Annotated in this window: 18 protein-coding genes; 7 read left to right on the top strand and 11 right to left on the bottom strand. The window is 62.1% G+C overall.

Annotation, left to right across the window (positions count from 1 at the left end; all coding sequences use genetic code 11):
- Nucleotides 1–56 precede the first annotated feature (56 nt).
- The 3 genes from ACUXUR_RS08340 to ACUXUR_RS08330 form a co-directional block, all read right to left on the bottom strand.
- A complete protein-coding gene (locus tag ACUXUR_RS08340) occupies nucleotides 57–425 on the bottom strand; it encodes a hypothetical protein (protein ID WP_445501881.1) in 369 nt (122 codons plus the stop codon).
- A 150-nt stretch (nucleotides 426–575) separates the two neighbouring features.
- A complete protein-coding gene (locus tag ACUXUR_RS08335) occupies nucleotides 576–956 on the bottom strand; it encodes a hypothetical protein (protein WP_445501880.1) in 381 nt (126 codons plus the stop codon).
- Between the two features lie 49 nt (nucleotides 957–1,005).
- A complete protein-coding gene (locus ACUXUR_RS08330; RefSeq protein WP_445501879.1) occupies nucleotides 1,006–2,865 on the bottom strand; it encodes a methylmalonyl-CoA mutase family protein in 1,860 nt (619 codons plus the stop codon).
- A gap of 185 nt (nucleotides 2,866–3,050) precedes the next feature.
- Between ACUXUR_RS08330 and ACUXUR_RS08325 the strand changes: the two genes are divergently transcribed.
- Nucleotides 3,051–3,644, top strand: coding sequence for a dioxygenase family protein (locus tag ACUXUR_RS08325; protein WP_445501878.1), 594 nt, complete (start codon nucleotides 3,051–3,053; stop codon nucleotides 3,642–3,644).
- 99 nt (nucleotides 3,645–3,743) lie between these two features.
- Here ACUXUR_RS08325 and ACUXUR_RS08320 read toward each other — a convergent pair whose 3' ends face one another.
- The gene (locus tag ACUXUR_RS08320; protein WP_445501877.1) at nucleotides 3,744–4,127 is read right to left on the bottom strand and encodes a DUF2267 domain-containing protein; all 384 of its coding nucleotides are present in this window, start codon (nucleotides 4,125–4,127) and stop codon (nucleotides 3,744–3,746) included.
- Between the two features lie 137 nt (nucleotides 4,128–4,264).
- Between ACUXUR_RS08320 and ACUXUR_RS08315 the strand changes: the two genes are divergently transcribed.
- Nucleotides 4,265–5,806: a helicase HerA-like domain-containing protein gene (locus ACUXUR_RS08315; protein WP_445501876.1), complete on the top strand. Its 1,542-nt coding sequence runs from the start codon at nucleotides 4,265–4,267 to the stop codon at nucleotides 5,804–5,806.
- Here ACUXUR_RS08315 and ACUXUR_RS08310 read toward each other — a convergent pair.
- Genes ACUXUR_RS08310 through ACUXUR_RS08300 form a run of 3 tightly spaced genes read right to left on the bottom strand, consistent with a single transcriptional unit; the run spans nucleotide 5,803 to nucleotide 7,350 of the window.
- A complete protein-coding gene (locus ACUXUR_RS08310; RefSeq protein WP_445501875.1) occupies nucleotides 5,803–6,483 on the bottom strand; it encodes an aquaporin in 681 nt (226 codons plus the stop codon). The two genes, ACUXUR_RS08315 and ACUXUR_RS08310, sit on opposite strands and share 4 nt — an antisense overlap.
- Entirely contained in the window at nucleotides 6,480–7,010 is a 531-nt protein-coding gene (locus tag ACUXUR_RS08305) for an arsenate reductase ArsC (protein ID WP_445501874.1), read from the bottom strand. Before ACUXUR_RS08305 ends, ACUXUR_RS08310 begins: the two co-directional genes overlap by 4 nt.
- Nucleotides 7,003–7,350, bottom strand: a complete 348-nt coding sequence (locus ACUXUR_RS08300) for an ArsR/SmtB family transcription factor (RefSeq protein WP_445501873.1) — start codon at nucleotides 7,348–7,350, stop codon at nucleotides 7,003–7,005. The genes ACUXUR_RS08305 and ACUXUR_RS08300 overlap by 8 nt, the downstream gene beginning before the upstream one ends.
- A 172-nt stretch (nucleotides 7,351–7,522) precedes the next feature.
- Between ACUXUR_RS08300 and ACUXUR_RS08295 the strand changes: the two genes are divergently transcribed.
- Nucleotides 7,523–8,905, top strand: a complete 1,383-nt coding sequence (locus ACUXUR_RS08295) for a dipeptidase (RefSeq protein ID WP_445501872.1) — start codon at nucleotides 7,523–7,525, stop codon at nucleotides 8,903–8,905.
- A 114-nt stretch (nucleotides 8,906–9,019) separates the two neighbouring features.
- On the opposite strand, the gene ACUXUR_RS08290 is transcribed toward ACUXUR_RS08295, so the two are convergent.
- On the bottom strand, nucleotides 9,020–9,700 hold the full coding sequence (locus ACUXUR_RS08290) for a haloacid dehalogenase type II (RefSeq protein WP_445501871.1): 681 nt from the start codon (nucleotides 9,698–9,700) through the stop codon (nucleotides 9,020–9,022).
- 163 nt (nucleotides 9,701–9,863) lie between these two features.
- Here ACUXUR_RS08290 and ACUXUR_RS08285 point away from each other — a divergent pair, with 163 nt between their 5' ends.
- Both ACUXUR_RS08285 and ACUXUR_RS08280 read left to right on the top strand, forming a co-directional pair.
- Nucleotides 9,864–10,739 (top strand): branched-chain amino acid aminotransferase, encoded by an 876-nt coding sequence (locus ACUXUR_RS08285; RefSeq protein WP_445501870.1) that lies wholly within the window; start codon nucleotides 9,864–9,866, stop codon nucleotides 10,737–10,739.
- A gap of 95 nt (nucleotides 10,740–10,834) precedes the next feature.
- Nucleotides 10,835–11,554: a DUF1194 domain-containing protein gene (locus ACUXUR_RS08280; RefSeq protein ID WP_445501869.1), complete on the top strand. Its 720-nt coding sequence runs from the start codon at nucleotides 10,835–10,837 to the stop codon at nucleotides 11,552–11,554.
- Nucleotides 11,555–11,557: 3 nt separating this feature from the next.
- Here the strand turns inward: ACUXUR_RS08280 and murJ are convergent, their stop codons facing one another.
- Nucleotides 11,558–13,084 (bottom strand): murein biosynthesis integral membrane protein MurJ, encoded by a 1,527-nt coding sequence (gene murJ, locus ACUXUR_RS08275; protein WP_445501868.1) that lies wholly within the window; start codon nucleotides 13,082–13,084, stop codon nucleotides 11,558–11,560.
- Between the two features lie 3 nt (nucleotides 13,085–13,087).
- The gene (locus tag ACUXUR_RS08270; protein ID WP_445501867.1) at nucleotides 13,088–14,074 is read right to left on the bottom strand and encodes a glycosyltransferase family 2 protein; all 987 of its coding nucleotides are present in this window, start codon (nucleotides 14,072–14,074) and stop codon (nucleotides 13,088–13,090) included.
- A gap of 191 nt (nucleotides 14,075–14,265) precedes the next feature.
- Between ACUXUR_RS08270 and ACUXUR_RS08265 the strand changes: the two genes are divergently transcribed.
- Complete coding sequence (locus ACUXUR_RS08265; protein WP_445501866.1) at nucleotides 14,266–15,117, top strand: ChbG/HpnK family deacetylase; 852 nt, start codon at nucleotides 14,266–14,268, stop codon at nucleotides 15,115–15,117.
- An 83-nt stretch (nucleotides 15,118–15,200) separates the two neighbouring features.
- Nucleotides 15,201–16,466, top strand: a complete 1,266-nt coding sequence (locus ACUXUR_RS08260; RefSeq protein WP_445501865.1) for an adenylate/guanylate cyclase domain-containing protein — start codon at nucleotides 15,201–15,203, stop codon at nucleotides 16,464–16,466.
- A gap of 55 nt (nucleotides 16,467–16,521) precedes the next feature.
- On the opposite strand, the gene ACUXUR_RS08255 is transcribed toward ACUXUR_RS08260, so the two are convergent.
- Nucleotides 16,522–17,121: a superoxide dismutase gene (locus tag ACUXUR_RS08255; RefSeq protein ID WP_445501864.1), complete on the bottom strand. Its 600-nt coding sequence runs from the start codon at nucleotides 17,119–17,121 to the stop codon at nucleotides 16,522–16,524.
- Nucleotides 17,122–17,136 lie beyond the last annotated feature (15 nt).

The following is a 17,136-nucleotide window of genomic DNA, read 5'->3' as shown; positions in this document are numbered from 1 at the left end:
GTTTCACCCATTCTAGGGCATCCGAAATCATGAGGCTATCGGAGCATCGTCTAGGCTCAGCTCCGCTTCTCGGCGTTCCAGTAGCCTGAGCAGGAGCGCCCCCCGGATGTGGTCCAGGTGCCGCGGCCGGTTTTGCCCACAAGCCTGCCGGAAACGTTGGCTCTGTCCTGCCCCCGCGAGATGCTGGCGGAGACGGAACCGTTGGAGCGGACTTGGCCATTCACATCGAACTGCTCCGGGCCACCGTAGCGGGCGCGCCCGTTCTGAACGATCACCGAATAGCGATAGGCTCGGTCGCAGCCGCCCTGCTCGGTGACGACCTCGACGCTCCAGGTGCCGTCGAACTTATGGGTTTGTGCTTGGGCTGCGGGCGCAACGAGGGTGGCTGCCAGAACCGCTGCGCCGAGCCAGGACATCATTCGCATCGAAAACTCCATGCCCTCCAAGTCCAAGGAATAGGCTGGAATAACGTGAGGTCCCGAACGGGGTTCCTCCCTAGAGGAAGAGGTCCGGGCAGCAAAAAGCCGCCACATCGAACAATGCGGCGGCTGGGAATGCTTGATCTTGCTGGGGCTTTAAGCCGGGCGTTTCTGAGCCGTCCAGCGGCCAGAGCACCCAAGCATGGCAAGCTGCCAGGTGCCGGAGCCCGACTTGCCGTTCAGGCGGCCGCTGGCATCGGCTTTGGCGATGCTGCGGCGGATGTCGAGATCGACCGTCCCGTCCGGACCAATCCGGCCCGACACGGTGGCCGGGGAGGATCCAGGGCTCGGGATATACCGAACGCTGCCGTTCTCGACGGCGATGGAATAGCTGGCGCTGCTGTCGCAAGTGCCGGAATCCGTCGCCAACTGAACGCTCCAGATCCCGTCATGCTTGGCGCCAGGGGCGGCAAGGGCGCCGCCGATCATCGTCAAGCCGAGGCCCAGGGCCACAGCCGTTCGCTTAGCAAGAATCATCAAACCGCGATCCTCCCGGTTTAAAAGGCCGGGAGGACAGCTCAAGGACTTATGAGCAGGCCTTCTCCAAAGCCTCGCTCAGAACCTTGAGGGTGTCGCACCCAGCATAGATGAAAGTGGTGATGCCGGCGCCGGTCAGCTGTTCTTCGCGTTCCCCCGGGCGCCCAGCCAGGTAGATAGTAGATAACCCCGCCTCACGCAAGTTCTTAGCGGCCTCAATTGCATGACTTTCGTAAATTTCATCTGACGAACAGATGCAGGAAAGCTTTGCTTTACTTTCAAGAAGGGCCTGCTTGAGCTTGTCCGTATCGGAAAAACCATCGTTCGTCACGGCCTCTATCCCGCCGGCCTCGAAGAAGTTCTTGGCAAACGTCGCGCGGGCCGTGAAGGCGGAGATGGGCCCGAGATTGGCCAGGAACACTTTCGGACGCCCCCCCGTCTTCGCAAGGTAGGCATCCGACAGATCCCGCAGCCGCTCGAAGGCTTCAGCCGAGCGGATCGAGGGCAGGGGCGTGACCGATACGACAGCTTGAACAGTCTCTTGCTTCGCCGCAGGAGCGGCCGGCATCAGGATTGTGACATCCGCCTCGTGGATGTTTGGGAATTCGCTCGTGCCGGTGATCGGCTCCCTGCGGGTGGCGACCGCCTTCTCCCGCTGCGCGCGAACGGTGGCGATGCGGCTCTGGACAGCTCCCTGCTTGAGGCTCTCGACGATGCCGCCCTCGCGCTCGATCTCCTGGAAGAGCCCCCAGGCTCTCTCGCAGAGCGCATCGGTCAGCGCCTCGAAACCGCCGGCGCCTGCCGCAGGATCGGCCACGCGCCAGAGATTCGACTCCTCCAGCAGCACCAGCTGCGTGTTGCGCGCCACCCGGCGAGCGAAGGCATCGGGCAGACCGAGCGCCGCCGTGAAGGGCAGGACCGTGATCGCATCCGCGCCGCCGATGCCGGCCGAGAAGGTGGCGACCGTCGCCCGCAGCATGTTCACCCACGGATCGCGCTTCGTGGTCATGCGCCAGGCGGTTTCGGCCTGCAGGCGAATGGGCTTGGGCTCCAGGCCGCAGGCCTGCTCAACCTTAGCCCAGAGGCGGCGCAGTGCCCGGAACTTCGCCACGGTCAGAAACTCGTCCGCATCCGCCACCAGCAGGAAGGACAAGGCTTTGCGGGCGGCATCGAGGGAGTGGCCTTGGGTCTCGAGCGCCCGCAGATAGCTGACGCCCGTGGCGAGAACGGCGGCCAGTTCCTGCGCTTCGCTCGCGCCCGCCTCGTGATAGGTGCGTCCGTCTGCCAGGAAGGCGCGGCCGTTGAAGCCTTTCTCGGTCAGGCTCTTCAGCATCGCGCCCATGCGGGCCGAGACTTCGTCCCACGCGACAGAAAGACTGCCGATGGAAGCCAGGCTACCGATGGGGTCCATGCCGAGATCGAGTGAGAGGTCCGACAGCTTATGGCCGCGCTTTTCGGCAAGTGCGATGAGAAGCTCGGCCATGGCGCGGCCCTTGCCGCCGGCATCGAGGCGCAGATGGATGAGATCCAGCATCACGCCGGAGAGCGTCCTGTCGAGATCCTCGATCGTCTCGATCTTGACGCCGAAGCCGCGCGCGGCGGGGGCTTTGCGGGTGACGAGGGTCAGTGCATCGGCACCGCTTTCGAGGTCCGCGAGGGCGAGTTCATTGGCCTTTTCCGGATCGGGATGGTCCATCCGCTGCGACACGCGCCAGCGCCCGGCCTGCTCGCGTGCGATGCGGGCCGCTCCCTCCGCCTTGGGATAGAGCGGCTGAATCTCGATGCCATCGTAAGTGCGGCCGACGAGCTTCCTGGTGAAGTCGGCTCCCTTCAACACCCCCTCGACCAGCTTGAGCCATTGCTCGCGGGTGGCGTGAGGGAAATCGGCGGCAAGAGGGAGATCGTCCATGGGTGTATCCTCGTCTGGAGGAGAGCGGCTCTAAAAATTGCGCCGGAAGATACCGGGTCGGCGGGGGCGTGGAAATGCCCTTAAAGGACGAGGAATTGTCCAGGTACAGAACTTCCATCTTTCAATCCATGCAGGATGTGACACCCTGCTTCGCCAAGGTGGAGGATCTTCAGAAGGAGCGTCACATGAGCGTTACCCGACGTGATCTTGTCTCAGGGCTTTTTGCCCCGCCTGCTCTAGCCTTTCTCTCGGGGCGTCATGCCTTCGCGCAGAATGCCCCATTCCCGCTGCCTCTCACGCCCGCCTGTGAAGACGGTCACGCACCCACGCCGTCGCTGACCGAAGGGCCGTTCTACAAGCCTAAGAGCCCCTTGCGCAGCGATCTGACCGCTGGGGAGGTGAGTGGAATGCGCCTGAGGATCGGCGGTCATGTGGTCGATCGGTCCTGCCGTCCCATCACAAACGCCATCGTCGAGCTGTGGCAGGCTGACGGGAACGGTCAGTACGACAACGTTGGGCATCGTCTGCGCGGCTATCAGAGAACCGATGCACAGGGGCGCTGGTCGTTCACGACAGTTGTTCCTGGCCAGTACCCGGGCCGTACGCGCCACATCCATTTCAAGGTTCAGCGCTCCGGTGGCTCGATCCTCACGACGCAGCTCTTCTTCCCCGGCGAACCGGGAAATGAGCGGGATCGGCTCTTCAGGACGCAGCTCCTGTTCGACATCGAGAGCGCCGGTTCCGAACGTTTGGGGCGGTATGATTTCGTGATCGCCTGACGTTCCGCTCCATCGAGAGAGATCGGCTCATCGACGCCTCTGTCTCGACAGCGATCCCGGTTCGGCTTGTGCTGTCCGGGACCGCTGTAAGAAAAGGGCTTAAACGAACTGCGACAGACCGGGAATCGAGCCCATGATGGCACCCATCGTGTCCTCGCCGGCCTTTTCGCGGCCATAGGCGAAGAGTTCCTTGCCGAGGGGCTGCATCTGGCCCATGGAAACGCCGATGCCCATGAGCTGGCCGCCGAGCGCCATCACGCCGCCGCCCATGGAGCCGACCATGCCCATGAGACCGCCGCCACCGCCGCCAGCCTTGCCCTCGTCAATCGCGTCCTGGGCGCCCGGAAGGGCGGCGATCAGCTGGTTCACCTCGTTCTGCGGACCTTCCTTCTGCAGGTAGCCGAGGATCAGGCCGATGGCCTTGCGGGCGGTCGCCTGATCGAGACCGGTCTTCTGCGTGACGCGGGCGATGAGCTCGTCCATATGATTCTCCTGGTGCTTGGTTGATGTGATAGTTTAGCTGTAAACTATTTAGTCGAGAAATCTCAATCGAAAATTCCCGAGTGGAAACTGGCAACGGGTCTTCTAAGATCCTTTTGCAGATTCTGGAGACAGACACGATGCTCGAAGACGGAAAGATCTTCATCGGCAAAAGCACCAAGCCGGAATATCTGGACTTGAGGCTCGCCAATCGCCACGGCCTCGTCACGGGCGCCACGGGCACAGGCAAGACAGTTTCGCTGCAGGTGCTGGCGGAAGGTTTTTCCAAGGCGGGCGTTCCGGTCTTCGCCGCCGACATCAAGGGCGATCTTTCGGGCCTGGCGGCTCCCGGCAACGGCAAGGAGCCCTTGGTCAAGCGCGCGCAGGATATCGGCATCGAATACAAGCCGGACCAGTTCCCGGTCGTGTTCTGGGACATCTTCGGCGAGCAGGGACACCGTGTCCGCGCGACGATCTCCGAGATGGGCCCGCTGCTTCTCTCGCGCCTTCTCGATCTCAACGAGACACAGGAGGGCGTGCTCAACATCGCCTTCCGCATCGCGGACGAGCAGGGATTGCTGCTGCTCGATCTGAAGGATCTGCGCGCCCTCCTGCAGCTCATCTCCGACAATGCGGGCGAGCTCACCACCACTTACGGAAATGTGTCGAAAGCCACGATCGGCACGATCCAGCGTCAGTTGCTCGTGCTCGAAAACCAGCAGGGTGACGAGTTCCTGGGCGAACCGGCGCTCGACATCAAGGATCTGATGCGCACGGATCGCGACGGGCGCGGCGTCGTCAACATCCTGGCGGCGGACAAGCTCATGAGCAATCCGCGCCTCTACGCCACGTTCCTGCTGTGGCTCATGTCGGAGCTGTTCGAGGAGCTGCCGGAAGTCGGCGATCTCGATCAGCCCAAGCTCGTCTTCTTCTTCGACGAGGCGCATCTTCTCTTCAACGATGCGCCGAAGGCGCTCGTCGAAACCGTGGAACGGGTTGTGCGCCTCATCCGCTCGAAGGGCGTGGGCGTCTATTTCATCACGCAAAATCCGGTCGACGTGCCTGAGACGGTGCTCGCGCAGCTCGGCAACCGCGTGCAGCATGCGTTGCGCGCCTATACGCCGCGCGAGCAGAAGGCCGTGCGCGTCGCTGCGCAAACATTCCGTCAGAACCCGGCTTTCGACACCGAAAAGGCGATCACGGAACTCGGCGTCGGCGAAGCGCTGGTCTCGATGCTTGAGGGGAAGGGCGCGCCCTCCATGGTGGAGCGTACGCTGATCGCGCCGCCGATGGCCCAGGTCGGTCCCATCGAATTATCCGAGCGCCAGCAGATTCTCGCGTCGAGTCCGATGAAGGGCAAATACGATCAGCCCATCGATCCGGAATCCGCCTACGAGATGCTGGCGAAACGCGCCGAGCAGGCTGCTGCCGATGCCAAGGCCGCCGAGGGCGGCGGGGGCATTCTCGATATGCTGGGCAACATCTTCGGCACCAATGGCCCACAGCGGAAGGGCACGATGACGATGGGTCAGAAGGTCGTGCGCGAAGTGACCCGCACCGTGGTCAACCAGACCGTGGGCAACATCGCGGCCGAGCTTGGAAAGTCCATCGGAGGACGCCAGGGCAGCTCCATCGGCCGCGCCATCGTGCGGGGCACCTTGGGCGGTCTGCTGAGGCGCTAGACCTCTCTTGCTTCTTCACGTCTCGGCCAAAGCCATGGCTGAATTGCTGTGGCAATCAGCATGCCAGCGAGTTGGGCGAGGACAAAGCCCGGAACGCTGGCAGGCGCAATGCCGGCGAATGTATCGGAGAGGGCGCGGGCCAGGGTCACGGCAGGGTTGGCGAAGGACGTCGAAGCGGTGAACCAGTACGCCGCCGTAATGTAGAGCCCGACGGCGTAGGGGATTGCCGACGGCGCACGGGCGATGCAGCCGAAGATCGTCAGCAAAAGCCCGAAGGTTGCGATGAACTCCGCAATCCACTGGCCCGCGCCGGTTCTCACCGTCACCGAGAGCTGCCATACAGGCAGCTCGAACATGCCGTGAGCGGCCCACACGCCCAGGACTGCGCCCACAACTTGCGCGGCAATGTAGAGGCCTCCTTCCTGCCACGTGAGGGCGCGCTTCAGCGTGAAGGCAAGGGTGACGGCCGGGTTGAAATGCGCTCCTGAAACGGGGCTGAAGATAAGGATCAGGACGACGAGGATCGCTCCGGTCGGAAGAGTATTGCCGAGCAGAGCCAGCGCGATGTTGCCCCCGGCGAGCTTCGCTCCCATGATGCCGGAGCCGACGACGGTCGCGAGAAGAAACGCCGTTCCCAAGCCTTCAGCGAGAAGGCGGCGCGAGAGCGGCTCATTCATCGATGAGTCTTTCCCGGATCGCGTGTCGCTCCTTCCATCGTGCCGATGGTCTTGAGCTGACTGAGGAGGGCCTCACGCTCCATCTCGGCGACAGGCAGGGACAGGAAAACGGAGATGCGGTTGCGCAGGTACTGGAAAGCCTGCACGAAGGCGCGTTCCTTCTCGATATCGGTGCCCTCGACCGCTGCGGGATCCTCGATACCCCAATGGGCGGAGGCGGGATGTCCGGGCCAAAACGGGCAAGCCTCGCCTGCAGCGTTGTCACAGACCGTGAAGATGAAATCCATCATGGGGGCATCCGGGCCGGCGAACTCGTCCCAGCTCTTCGAGCGAAGGCCCTGCGTCGGGTAGTTGTAGCTATCGAGAGCCTTCAGGGCGAAAGGATTGACTGTGCCCTTGGGTTGGCTTCCGGCGGAAAAGGCATTGAACCGGCCTTGGCCATCCTTGCGGAGGATGCCCTCGGCAAGAATGGAACGGGCCGTGTTGCCGGTGCAGAGAAAGAGAACGTTGAACACGCGATCAGTCATGCGCGGGGCTCTTGCAGGATGTCAGGTTGGCAACGAGGGGAGCGCAGATATCGGCCTTGCCGCCGCAGCAATCCTTCAGCAGGAACAACATCATCTCCTGGAGGCGTGCGATGTCAGCGCGATAGATGATGAAGCGGGAGCGCCGTTCTCCGGCTACCAAGCCCGCCCGCGACAGGACAGACAGATGCGCCGACAGGGTGTTCTGGGGAACCTCCAAGCGGCTGGCGAGCTCTCCGGCGGGGATGCCTTCCGGCCCCATGCCGACCAGCAACTGGAAAATTTCGAGGCGCGTCGGTTGCGCGAGCGCGGCCAGGGCTGCGATGGCATCTGTCTTATCCATATTTCCGGAAATATGGATTATACGTGACGGTTTGATGACGGCCGTAACCCATCGGAACCCTCCGGGCCACTCCAAGGAGGCCGACCCAAGGCCGTGCCCCCCTTGCGGCCTGCTCGTCTTAGGCGCACTTTGCCGCGCAACCGGACAGATTCTTCAACTGATAAGGACCGCTATGTCCCAGCTCGACCAAGTTCTAGCCAAGATCGATGCCGATCTCGATGCCTCCCTGGAACGTTTGTTCCAGTGGCTGAAGGTGCCTTCGATCTCGACCGACCCTGACTACAAGGACCATTGCCGCATCGCCGGCGAATGGCTTGTGGAGGAGCTGAAGGGGATCGGCATCGAGGCCTCGCTTCGCGAGACGGGCGGGCATCCGGCCGTGGTCGCTCATGCCAAGGGCGAGGCGATGCCGCATGTGCTCTTCTACGGGCACTACGACGTTCAGCCGGTCGATCCGCTGGAGCTGTGGGAGACGCCGCCCTTCGAGCCCCGCATCATTACGCTGCCGGATGGCCGCAAGGCCATCAGCGCCCGCGGTTCTTCCGATGACAAGGGCCAAGTGATGACCTTCGTCGAGGCCTGCCGCGCGTGGAAGGCGGTGACCGGATCGCTTCCGATCAACATCACCTTCCTCATCGAGGGGGCGGAAGAGGACGGCTCCAAGTTCCTTCCCGAGTTCATTGAGGCCAACAAGGACGAGCTGAAGGCCGATGTGGCGCTCGTCTGCGATACCGGCATGTGGGACCAGAATACGCCTGCCATCACCTCGTCGCTGCGCGGCATGGTGTACGAGGAAGTTATCGTGCGCTGCGCGGATCGCGACCTGCACTCGGGCATGTTCGGTGGCGCCGCGCGCAACCCGATTCATGTGCTGTCGAAGATCATCGCCGACATTCACGACGAGAACGGCCGCATCACGATCCCGGATTTCTACGAGGGCGTGCCCGAGACTCCCACGCAGGTATTGGAGCAGTGGAAGGGCCTGAATCTGGCGGAGGAGGATTTCCTCGGTCAGGTCGGCCTGAAGCACTCGGCGGGCGAGAAGGGTCGCATGCTCATCGAGCAGATTCAGTCGCGTCCCACCTGCGATGTGAACGGCATCATCGGCGGCTATACGGGCGAGGGCACGAAAACCGTGATTGCGGCGGAAGCCCGCTGCAAAATCTCCTTCCGTCTCGTCGGCGATCAGGATCCTGCAAAGATCTCGGACAACTTCCAGGCCTTCGTGCGCGCGCGCATTCCCGCCGACTGCTCGGTGGAGTTCATCAGGCACAAGGGCTCGCGCGCTCTGGCGTTGCCGCACGACTTCCCGGCGCTCACCGTCGCGAAGGCAGCACTCCATGACGAGTGGAAGAAGGAGCCCATCGTCATCGGCATGGGCGGCTCGATCCCGGTCGGCGGCGACTTCAAGCGCACGCTCGGCCTTGACACGCTCTTCGTCGGCTTCGGTCTCGACGACGACCGCATCCATTCGCCGAACGAGAAGTACGATCTCAAGAGCTTCCACAAAGGTACGCGCTCCTGGGCGCGCATCCTCGCGGCGCTCGCGAAGTAAGTCTCTTCATCAGCATGTTGCTTGCGTCATCCCCGGACTTGTTCCGGGGATCCACGTCTTTTGACGAGGCGGTTCCTAAGACGTGGATGGCCGCAACAGGTGCGGCCATGACGATTACGAGAATAGCCCCTCAAGGGAGTCGATGACCGCACGGGGAGGGAATTCCGGATATTCATCCGGTAAGTTGAGCCGGTTCACCCAGATGGGAATGAGGCCGAAAGCGGAGGCTCCCGCGATGTCCCAGCGGTTGGATGAGACGAAGACGATTTCGTCCGCATTCAGGGATAAAGCTTCGAGGGCGACATGGTAGGCGTCCGGACTCGTCTTGAAGACCTTCACCTCTTCGACGGACAGAACCGCGTCGAGCTCACCTGAGAGACCGGCGGAAGCGACGGCAGTGCTCAGCATCATGGGGTCGCCGTTCGAGAGAATGCCCGTGCGCAGCCCCTGCGCGCGCAGAGCACTGAGAGTCGTCTTGACTTCGGGATAGGCATCGAGGCTGCGATAGGCATCGAGCAGCAGGGGACGTAGCGAGATATCCGCGGTCGGGCAGCGGGCGAAAGCGTAGTCGAGCGCCTGTTCCGTCAGGGACCAGAAAGGCACGTACCGTTCGGCCAGAGACAGCACCCAGGAATATTCGAGCTGCTTGGCACGCCAGATTTCGGAAAGGCGCACGGCTTCCCCACCGACTTGCGCCGCATGGCGGGCGACGGCCGAGTGAACATCGAACAATGTACCATAGGCATCGAACACGACGGCCTTCGTATCGGCTGGGATGATGGAAAGCGGCGACATCTTGCGGTCCGAGAACGAGGGTGGGGCCGATTTACGGGGAATAATCATCCTCTTTCATGCATTCCATCACAAGACTTTATCTCCCTAAACTCTGGCAAGCGATTGACGGATGCTACTCAAAGGGATTCGATAGGGCAGCTATTCTGACCAAAGGATCGAGAAAGTGGCTTGGTATTCGCAGACTTGGAACTGGTTCAACGGCGCATGGCATGAGGGCAATCCGCCCCTCATCGGGCCGCGTTCCCATGTTGCTTGGCTTGGTTCATCCGTATTCGACGGTGCGCGCGTGTTCGAGGGCGTCATGCCTGACATGGACCTACACTGCTCCCGCGTGAACCGCTCTGCCACCACGATCGGTCTCAAGCCCACCATGGACCCCAAGGTGATTGTCGATCTGGTGCGGGAGGGCGTGAAGAAGTTCGCTCCCGGCACGGCACTCTACGTGAAGCCCATGTATTGGGGTGAGGCCGAGGGCCTGGCAACCATCGCGCCCGATCCGGAATCGACCCAGTTCTGCCTGTCGCTCTTCGAGGCGCCCATGCCGGTGCCGGGTGGCATGTCGGTGATGAAGTCGAGCTTCCGCCGCCCGACGCTGGAATCCATGCCCACCGACTCGAAGGCGGGTGCCCTTTATCCCAACAATGCCCGGGTGATCCGCGAGGCGAAAGAGAAGGGCTTCGACAACGCGCTCGTCTGCGACGCTTTGGGCAACGTGGCCGAAACCGGCACGTCCAACGTGTTCATGGCGAAGGACGGCGTGGTCTATACGCCGTACCCGAATGGCACCTTCCTCAATGGCATCACCCGTCAGCGCGTGATCCAGCTCCTGCGCGACGACGGCGCGACCGTGCTCGAGGCCACGCTGCGCTACGAGGATTTCGCCGCTGCGGACGAGATCTTCATCTCGGGCAATTATTCCAAGGTGATGCCAGTTCTGCGCATCGACAGCCGCGATCTCCAGCCCGGCCCGTTCTATCGCCGCGCCCGTGAACTCTACTGGGCCTACGCTCATTCCCAGCCCGTCAGCAGGGCGGCTTGATATCCCTTCTCAAGGACTTGTGAACCGGGGCTGAGAGGCCCCGGTTTTTTGTTGCCCTAAATGGCTCAGCATCGTGCCCCCGTTCGGAGCCTCCGATGCGCCTGATCCTGAACAGCTTTATTGTCCTTGGTCTTCTGACAGCACCGGTCTTTGCGGAGTCCGTTGATCTCGAACTCGTCTTCGCCGCCGATGGCTCCGGCTCCATCGACAACGATGAGCTGCGCCTGCAGCGGAAGGGCTGGGCCGACGCGCTCACGAGTCCCGAAGTGTTAACCGGCATCAAGGATGGGCCTGCCGGCGCCATTGCCGTGGCTTATATGGAATGGGGCGGGCCGAGCTCGCAGGTGCTGATCGTCGACTGGCATGTGATCCGGGATGAACCGAGCGCGAGAATCTTCGCTAATAAGCTCATGAATACGCCGCGTGGTGCCACCGGCTACAATTCGATCTCCAACGCCATCGACTTTTCCGTGCGCCTCGTGGAACAGAACTCGCACGAAGGCATGCGCAAAGTCATCGATGTCTCTGGCGACGGGCCGAACATGGGCGGACGTTCGATTGAGAGCGCGCGGGCCGATGCGCTCGCGAAAGGGTTCACCATCAACGCGCTTGCGATCCGCCGTCCCGGCAGCGGACGCCCCGGAGGTCCCGGCGGCATGCCGCTCGAGGATTACTATGCACAGAACGTGATTGGTGGGCCGGGATCGTTCGTGGAAATCGCGGCCGAGACGCAACCCTTCGCATTGGCTGCAAGGCGCAAGCTGCTGACGGAGATTGCAGGCACCGGGGGCATGACCCGTCACGCCGCTCGATAAGGTTCAGCGGCGCGCGAGTCTCACGCCCATGACTTTCATTCCGGCGAGCAGGACACCGCCGTAGATCAGTGCACCGATGAGCCCAAGCGCACCCAGCAGCGTTTCGTTTCGCCACAAGGGGAGGAGGGTGGTCCAGCGCTCCAGAGGTGCGGGTGCAAACCAGGCGAAGGCGGCGAGGAGAACGCTTCCTGCCGCGATGGCCAGGCAGGTCTTGGCCAATGAGCGGTTCGGCGCCGTCCATCCGCGCCGGTAGGCGAGGATGAAGAGCAGGATCAGATTGGTCCACACGCCGATGGCTGTTCCAAGGGCAAGTCCCACCACGCCGTAAGTGTTCATCAGCAGGATCTTCACGAGGACGTTCACGGCCACCGCCGTCAGCGAGGCGATCAGCGGCGTCGTGGTGTCGGAGCGGGCATAGAAGCTCGACACGGCGGAGCGGATCAGCACGGCGGCGGGAAGGCCGAGACCATAGGCTGCCAGGACAGCGCCCGCGCGCTGTGCTGCCTCGGCATCGAAGGCGCCGCGCTGGAAGAGGGCGGACATGATGAGGTCCGGCATCACCAGGAAGGCGACGAGGAATGGGGCGGCGAGAGCCAGCGTGAGACCCATTGTGCGGTTCTGCGCGGCATAGGCGCTTGCCTCGTCGCCAGCCGCGATGCGGCGGCTCATTTCAGGGAGCAGCACGGTGCCGGCAGCAATGCCGATCACGCCGAGGGGAAGTTGATAGAGACGGTCAGCGTAATAGAGCGACGAGACAGCGCCTGTGGGCAGGAACGATGCGATGATGGTGTCGGCAAAGATGGCGAGCTGCACGCCGGCGGAGCCGATCACGGCAGGGCCGAGAACCTTGAAGAAACGCTTCATGGCGATGTCGACGCGCGGCTTTTCCAGACCGGGAGACACCTCGATCCGACGCGCTGATATCCAGACCAGCAGCAATTCGAAGATTCCTGCGGCGGTGACGCCCCAGGCCGCGGCATATCCCGCATTCGGGAACAGAAATACCGCCGCCAGCGCCACGATCATCGAGACATTGAGGAGGACCGGCGCAGCCGCGGCTGCCGCGAACCGGTCATGGGCGTTCAGGATGCCGGAATAGATCGTGACGATGGTGATCAGCAGCAGATAAGGAAAGGTAATCCGTGTCAGCGTGACGGCGAGGTCGAACTTTGCGGGTTCGCCTGAGAAGCCCGGAGCCAGAAGCGATACGACGAAAGGCATCGCGAAGAACGCCACGAGCAGCAGCGCGATCTGTATGATCAGCATCAGGGTCGTGATGCGGCTGGCGAACGAGGTGGCACGTGCCTTGCCCTCTCTTTCGAGCACCTGCGCGTAGGTCGGGAGAAAGGCGTTGTTGAACGCTCCTTCACCGAAAATGGCACGGAAATGATTGGGGATACGGAAGGCGACGAAGAATGCGTCTGCCACGGGTCCGACACCCATCACGGCCGCGATCACAACGTCACGGATGAAGCCGGTGAGGCGAGAGACGAGCGTCCAGCCGCCGACGGAGAGAAGCTTCTTGAACATCGGTCAGGCCTGACGCAGCAGGTAATTGTCGGGAACGAGGCTGTTCGAGACTTCCGCCGATGCGCCGATCCGCTCGGCCACCACATAAAGCGGACGGCGCTTCACCTCCGCGAAGATGCGGCCCACATATTCGCCGATGATGCCGAGGGACATCAGCTGAATGCCGGAGAAGAACATGATCGACACGATCAGGCTCGGAAAGCCGGGGAGGTCGGTGCCGAAGAGAAGGGTTCTGACAAAGAAGAAGAGGGCAGCGGCGATGGACAGGAACGAGATCAGGAAGCCGAGATAGGTCCAGATCCGCAAGGGTACCGTCGAGAAGGCAGCGATGCCGTCGAAGGCGAAGCGGAAGAGCTTTCTGAAACTCCACTTCGATGTTCCGAAACGGCGCTCCTCCACCACGAAGGGAACGCCGGCCCCCTTGAATCCGATCCAGGCATAAAGCCCTTTCGAGAAACGCGCCTTCTCGCCCAGGGTGCGCAGCACATCGACGCCTTTGCGATCGATGAGCCTGAAGTCGCCTGCCCCCTCAGGCAAGCTGATTTCACCAAAGCGCGAGAAGAGGCGGTAAAACAATTGCGCGAAGCCGCGCTTGACCCGTGTCTCGTCCGAGCGGTCGGTGCGCTGGCCATAGACCATGTCGTAGCCTTGCTGCCAGCGCTCGACGAAGGCTTCGATCATCTCCGGCGGGTGCTGCAGGTCCGCATCCATGATCACCACCGCATCGCCCCGGGCATGGTCGAGACCGGCGGCAATGGCGATTTCCTTGCCGAAGTTGCGGCTGAAGGAGACGGCGCCGATCCGGGGCTCTGTCCTGCTCATGGCGCGAATGACGTCGAGGGTATCGTCCCGGCTGCCGTCGTCGACGAACACCACCTCCCAGGCGAGGCCGATCCGGCCGAGCACCGGAAACAGGCGTTCGCAGAGCGGCCCGACATTGGCGCTCTCGTTATGGACCGGAATGATGACGCTGAGCTTTGGCGACGCCACGGCAGTAAACCCTTCATGTTCGGCCGCATCAAGAGCCGAGTTTGCGGCTTTGCTCAAGTGCCTATGTACAGTTTGACGTTAGAATATGACGTGCTGGGCCGGTCTCTTATTGCCGCATGGTCGCACCGGAAAACGGGTTCCCACTTTTACGGATCATGCTTAGGGTGCGGCAAAGCCGATTTCAGGGAACCATGCCGTCTTTCCGCAACATCATTCTCTGCGCCGACGATTATGGCCTCAGCGATGGCGTGAGCCGGGGGATCGCGGAACTGGCGGAGATGGGCCGCCTCTCGGCCACGGGGGCCATGACCAACATGCCCGGCTGGCGGCGCGCTGCGCCCGATCTCAAGCCCTTGACGGGGCGGATCGGGGTCGGCCTCCATCTCAATCTGACGACCGGAGTCCCTTTGGGGGCAATGCCGCGCCTGGCTCCCAAAGGGCGGTTTCCGGCCCTCAAGGACATCCTGGCCAGGGCCCTCAAGGGGCAACTCGACAAGGCCGAGATCGCGGGAGAAATCGCGCGCCAGATCAATGCCTTCGAGGAGGCCCATGGGGGGGCTCCGTCCTTCATCGACGGGCATCAGCACGTGCATGTGCTGCCTGGGGTGAGAGAGCCTCTGCTCGAGGTGCTGAAGGCACGCGGTTATGCCGGTCGCGTCTGGCTGCGTGACCCTGCGGATCGAATGGCCTCGATCCTGCGCCGTCCCATAGGGCGAGGGAAGGCGCTCATCGTCAAAGGGTTTGCACGAGGCTTTGCCCAGGAGACGCGGGCCGCCGGTTTTCCCACCAACCAGGGCTTTTCGGGCTTTGCGCCTTTCGATCTCTCTGTGCCGGCCAACCGCATTTTCGAGACGGCTTTCTCCCATTTGGGATCAATGCCGCTCATCATGTGCCATCCGGGCTATGTGGATGACGAGCTGAGGACACTCGATCCCGCCGTCGAAAGTCGTGTCGCAGAGCTGAATTATCTCAAGTCCGATGCCTTTATCGCCCTGCTGCAGGAGCGGGGACTAACGCTCGCTCCGAGCTTGGATTTTCCCTGAAATTCGACGAAAAGATGAGTATAGTAGGAGGGCGCTGCAGCGCAGGCTTATCCAGGGGCTGAGGGGGCCTAAGGAGCAGGTCGATGCAAGAGGCATCCTCCGGCAACGAAGCTGAGCGGCTGGCGGCGCTTGCCCTGTATCAGGTGCTCGATACCCCGCCCGAATTCGCCTTCGATGCCGTCACCGAACTTGCCGCCGAAATCTGCGGTTGTCCTGTCGCCCTGATCAGCCTTGTGGATGAGCATCGGCAATGGATGAAGTCGAAATACGGATTGCCCGCCGATTTCACCGAATGCCCACGCGAGATCACGGTCTGCAGCCATACGGTCTGCTCGAACGATCTCATCTATGTTCCCGATTTGACGGCTCACGAGCGTTACAAGGATCTTCCCGTCGTTACGCAGGAACCGCATCTGCGCTTCTATTGTGGAATGCCGCTGATCAATCGGGAGGGATATGCGCTCGGCACTTTGTGCGTGGTGGCCTTCGAGCCGCGGGAACTGCGCCCGTCCCAGCGCGAGGCGGTCCGCCGGCTGGCACAGCAGGCCATGGCTCTCCTGGAGCTGCGGCGTCAGCTTCTGGAACGCAATGCTCTGTTGAATGAACTCGCCCAAGCCAAAGCTTTGGCGGAGGAGGCGAGGGACCAATCGGATCGGCTTTTGCGTAACATCCTGCCGGAGCCGGTCGCTGACGAGTTGCAGCAATACGGCAAGGTCGAGCCTCGCTTTCACGAGGCAACCACGATCCTCTTCGCCGACTTCAAGAAGTTCACGCTTCTCACCGAAACTCTCGATCCGGCGCGCCTGCTCAATCAGCTCGACCAGAATTTCGGGCGCTTCGATGAGATCGCGGCCGATAATCGACTGGAGACGATTAAGACGATAGGCGACGCTTATCTGTGCGCGGGGGGATTGCCGGTGCCCAACCGCACTCATCCCATTGATGCCTGCCTCGCAGCCTTGCAAATGCAGGCCTCTATCCGAGCCGCCAATCGCCAGCGCGAGAAGTTGCGTCTTGCCTCCTGGGAACTTCGCATCGGCATCAATTCAGGTCCTGCGATTGCAGGAATCGTTGGACATCGCCGCTTCACCTACGACATCTGGGGCAATGCGGTGAATGTTGCGCAGAGGCTCGAGGAGGCGTGCGAACCGGGGCGCATCAATATCTCGGCCAGCACGTTCCATCACGTCTCACGCCTGTTCGAGGCCGAGGCGCGGGGTTCGGTGAGCGTCAAACATATCGGCGCGATCGACATGTATTTCCTCAACCGCATCCGGCCCGAGTTCAGTGCCGATGCGGAAGGATGCATTCCCAGCGCGGAGTTCTGGCGGGCAAGCGGAACCGGGTAGCGCCAAAACGAAACGGGCCTCCGAAGAGGCCCGCCTGACATAACGAGAAGTCCGCTTACTTTATCGCGGATTCGAACATCTCCTCGACATGCTCCCAGTTCACCAGGTTGTCGAGGAACGCCTTGACGTAGTCGGGACGGCGGTTGCGGTAGTCGATGTAGTAGGAATGCTCCCACACGTCGCAGCCGAGGATCGGCTGAGCGCCGTGGACCAGCGGGTTCTCGCCGTTGGGGGTCTTCATGACCGTGATCTTGCCGTCCTTGACGGCAAGCCAGGCCCAGCCGGAGCCGAACTGGCTGACGCCGGCCTGGATGAAGTCTTCCTTCATCTTGTCGACGGAGCCGAGATCCTCGACGATCTTTTTCTCCAGCTTGCCGGGAAGCGCACCGCCGCCATTGGGCTTCATCCACATCCAGAAGTGGATGTGGTTGTAATGCTGGCCGGCATTGTTGAAGAGGGCCTGGTTCTTGCCGTAGGAGCCCTTCACGACTTCCTCGACGCTCTTGCCTTCGAATTCCGTACCTTTCAGAAGGTTATTGCCGGTGTTGACGTAAGCAGCGTGGTGCTTGTCATGGTGAAACTCCAGCGTTTCCCGCGACATATAGGGCTGCAGGGCATCATAGGCGTAGGGCAGTTCGGGCAGAGTGAACGACATCGGCGTCTCCTTTGG

This window comes from Microvirga medicaginis (genome assembly GCF_052658925.1).
Note: the sequence above shows the minus strand (reverse complement) of the source record. Positions and strands in the feature narration are given on the sequence as shown.

Bases quoted from the DNA above. Each gene is read 5' to 3' on its own strand.
- ACUXUR_RS08315 (WP_445501876.1), top strand. From the start codon at position 4,265: ATGCTCGAAGACGGAAAGATCTTCATCGGCAAAAGCACCAAGCCGGAA.
- ACUXUR_RS08290 (WP_445501871.1), bottom strand. From the start codon at position 9,700: ATGTCGCCGCTTTCCATCATCCCAGCCGATACGAAGGCCGTCGTGTTC.
- ACUXUR_RS08295 (WP_445501872.1), top strand. From the start codon at position 7,523: ATGTCCCAGCTCGACCAAGTTCTAGCCAAGATCGATGCCGATCTCGAT.
- ACUXUR_RS08255 (WP_445501864.1), bottom strand. From the start codon at position 17,121: ATGTCGTTCACTCTGCCCGAACTGCCCTACGCCTATGATGCCCTGCAG.
- ACUXUR_RS08310 (WP_445501875.1), bottom strand. From the start codon at position 6,483: ATGAATGAGCCGCTCTCGCGCCGCCTTCTCGCTGAAGGCTTGGGAACG.
- ACUXUR_RS08300 (WP_445501873.1), bottom strand. From the start codon at position 7,350: ATGGATAAGACAGATGCCATCGCAGCCCTGGCCGCGCTCGCGCAACCG.
- ACUXUR_RS08335 (WP_445501880.1), bottom strand. From the start codon at position 956: ATGATTCTTGCTAAGCGAACGGCTGTGGCCCTGGGCCTCGGCTTGACG.
- ACUXUR_RS08330 (WP_445501879.1), bottom strand. From the start codon at position 2,865: ATGGACGATCTCCCTCTTGCCGCCGATTTCCCTCACGCCACCCGCGAG.
- ACUXUR_RS08265 (WP_445501866.1), top strand. From the start codon at position 14,266: ATGCCGTCTTTCCGCAACATCATTCTCTGCGCCGACGATTATGGCCTC.
- ACUXUR_RS08305 (WP_445501874.1), bottom strand. From the start codon at position 7,010: ATGACTGATCGCGTGTTCAACGTTCTCTTTCTCTGCACCGGCAACACG.
- ACUXUR_RS08320 (WP_445501877.1), bottom strand. From the start codon at position 4,127: ATGGACGAGCTCATCGCCCGCGTCACGCAGAAGACCGGTCTCGATCAG.
- ACUXUR_RS08340 (WP_445501881.1), bottom strand. From the start codon at position 425: ATGCGAATGATGTCCTGGCTCGGCGCAGCGGTTCTGGCAGCCACCCTC.
- ACUXUR_RS08325 (WP_445501878.1), top strand. From the start codon at position 3,051: ATGAGCGTTACCCGACGTGATCTTGTCTCAGGGCTTTTTGCCCCGCCT.
- ACUXUR_RS08280 (WP_445501869.1), top strand. From the start codon at position 10,835: ATGCGCCTGATCCTGAACAGCTTTATTGTCCTTGGTCTTCTGACAGCA.
- ACUXUR_RS08260 (WP_445501865.1), top strand. From the start codon at position 15,201: ATGCAAGAGGCATCCTCCGGCAACGAAGCTGAGCGGCTGGCGGCGCTT.
- murJ (WP_445501868.1), bottom strand. From the start codon at position 13,084: ATGTTCAAGAAGCTTCTCTCCGTCGGCGGCTGGACGCTCGTCTCTCGC.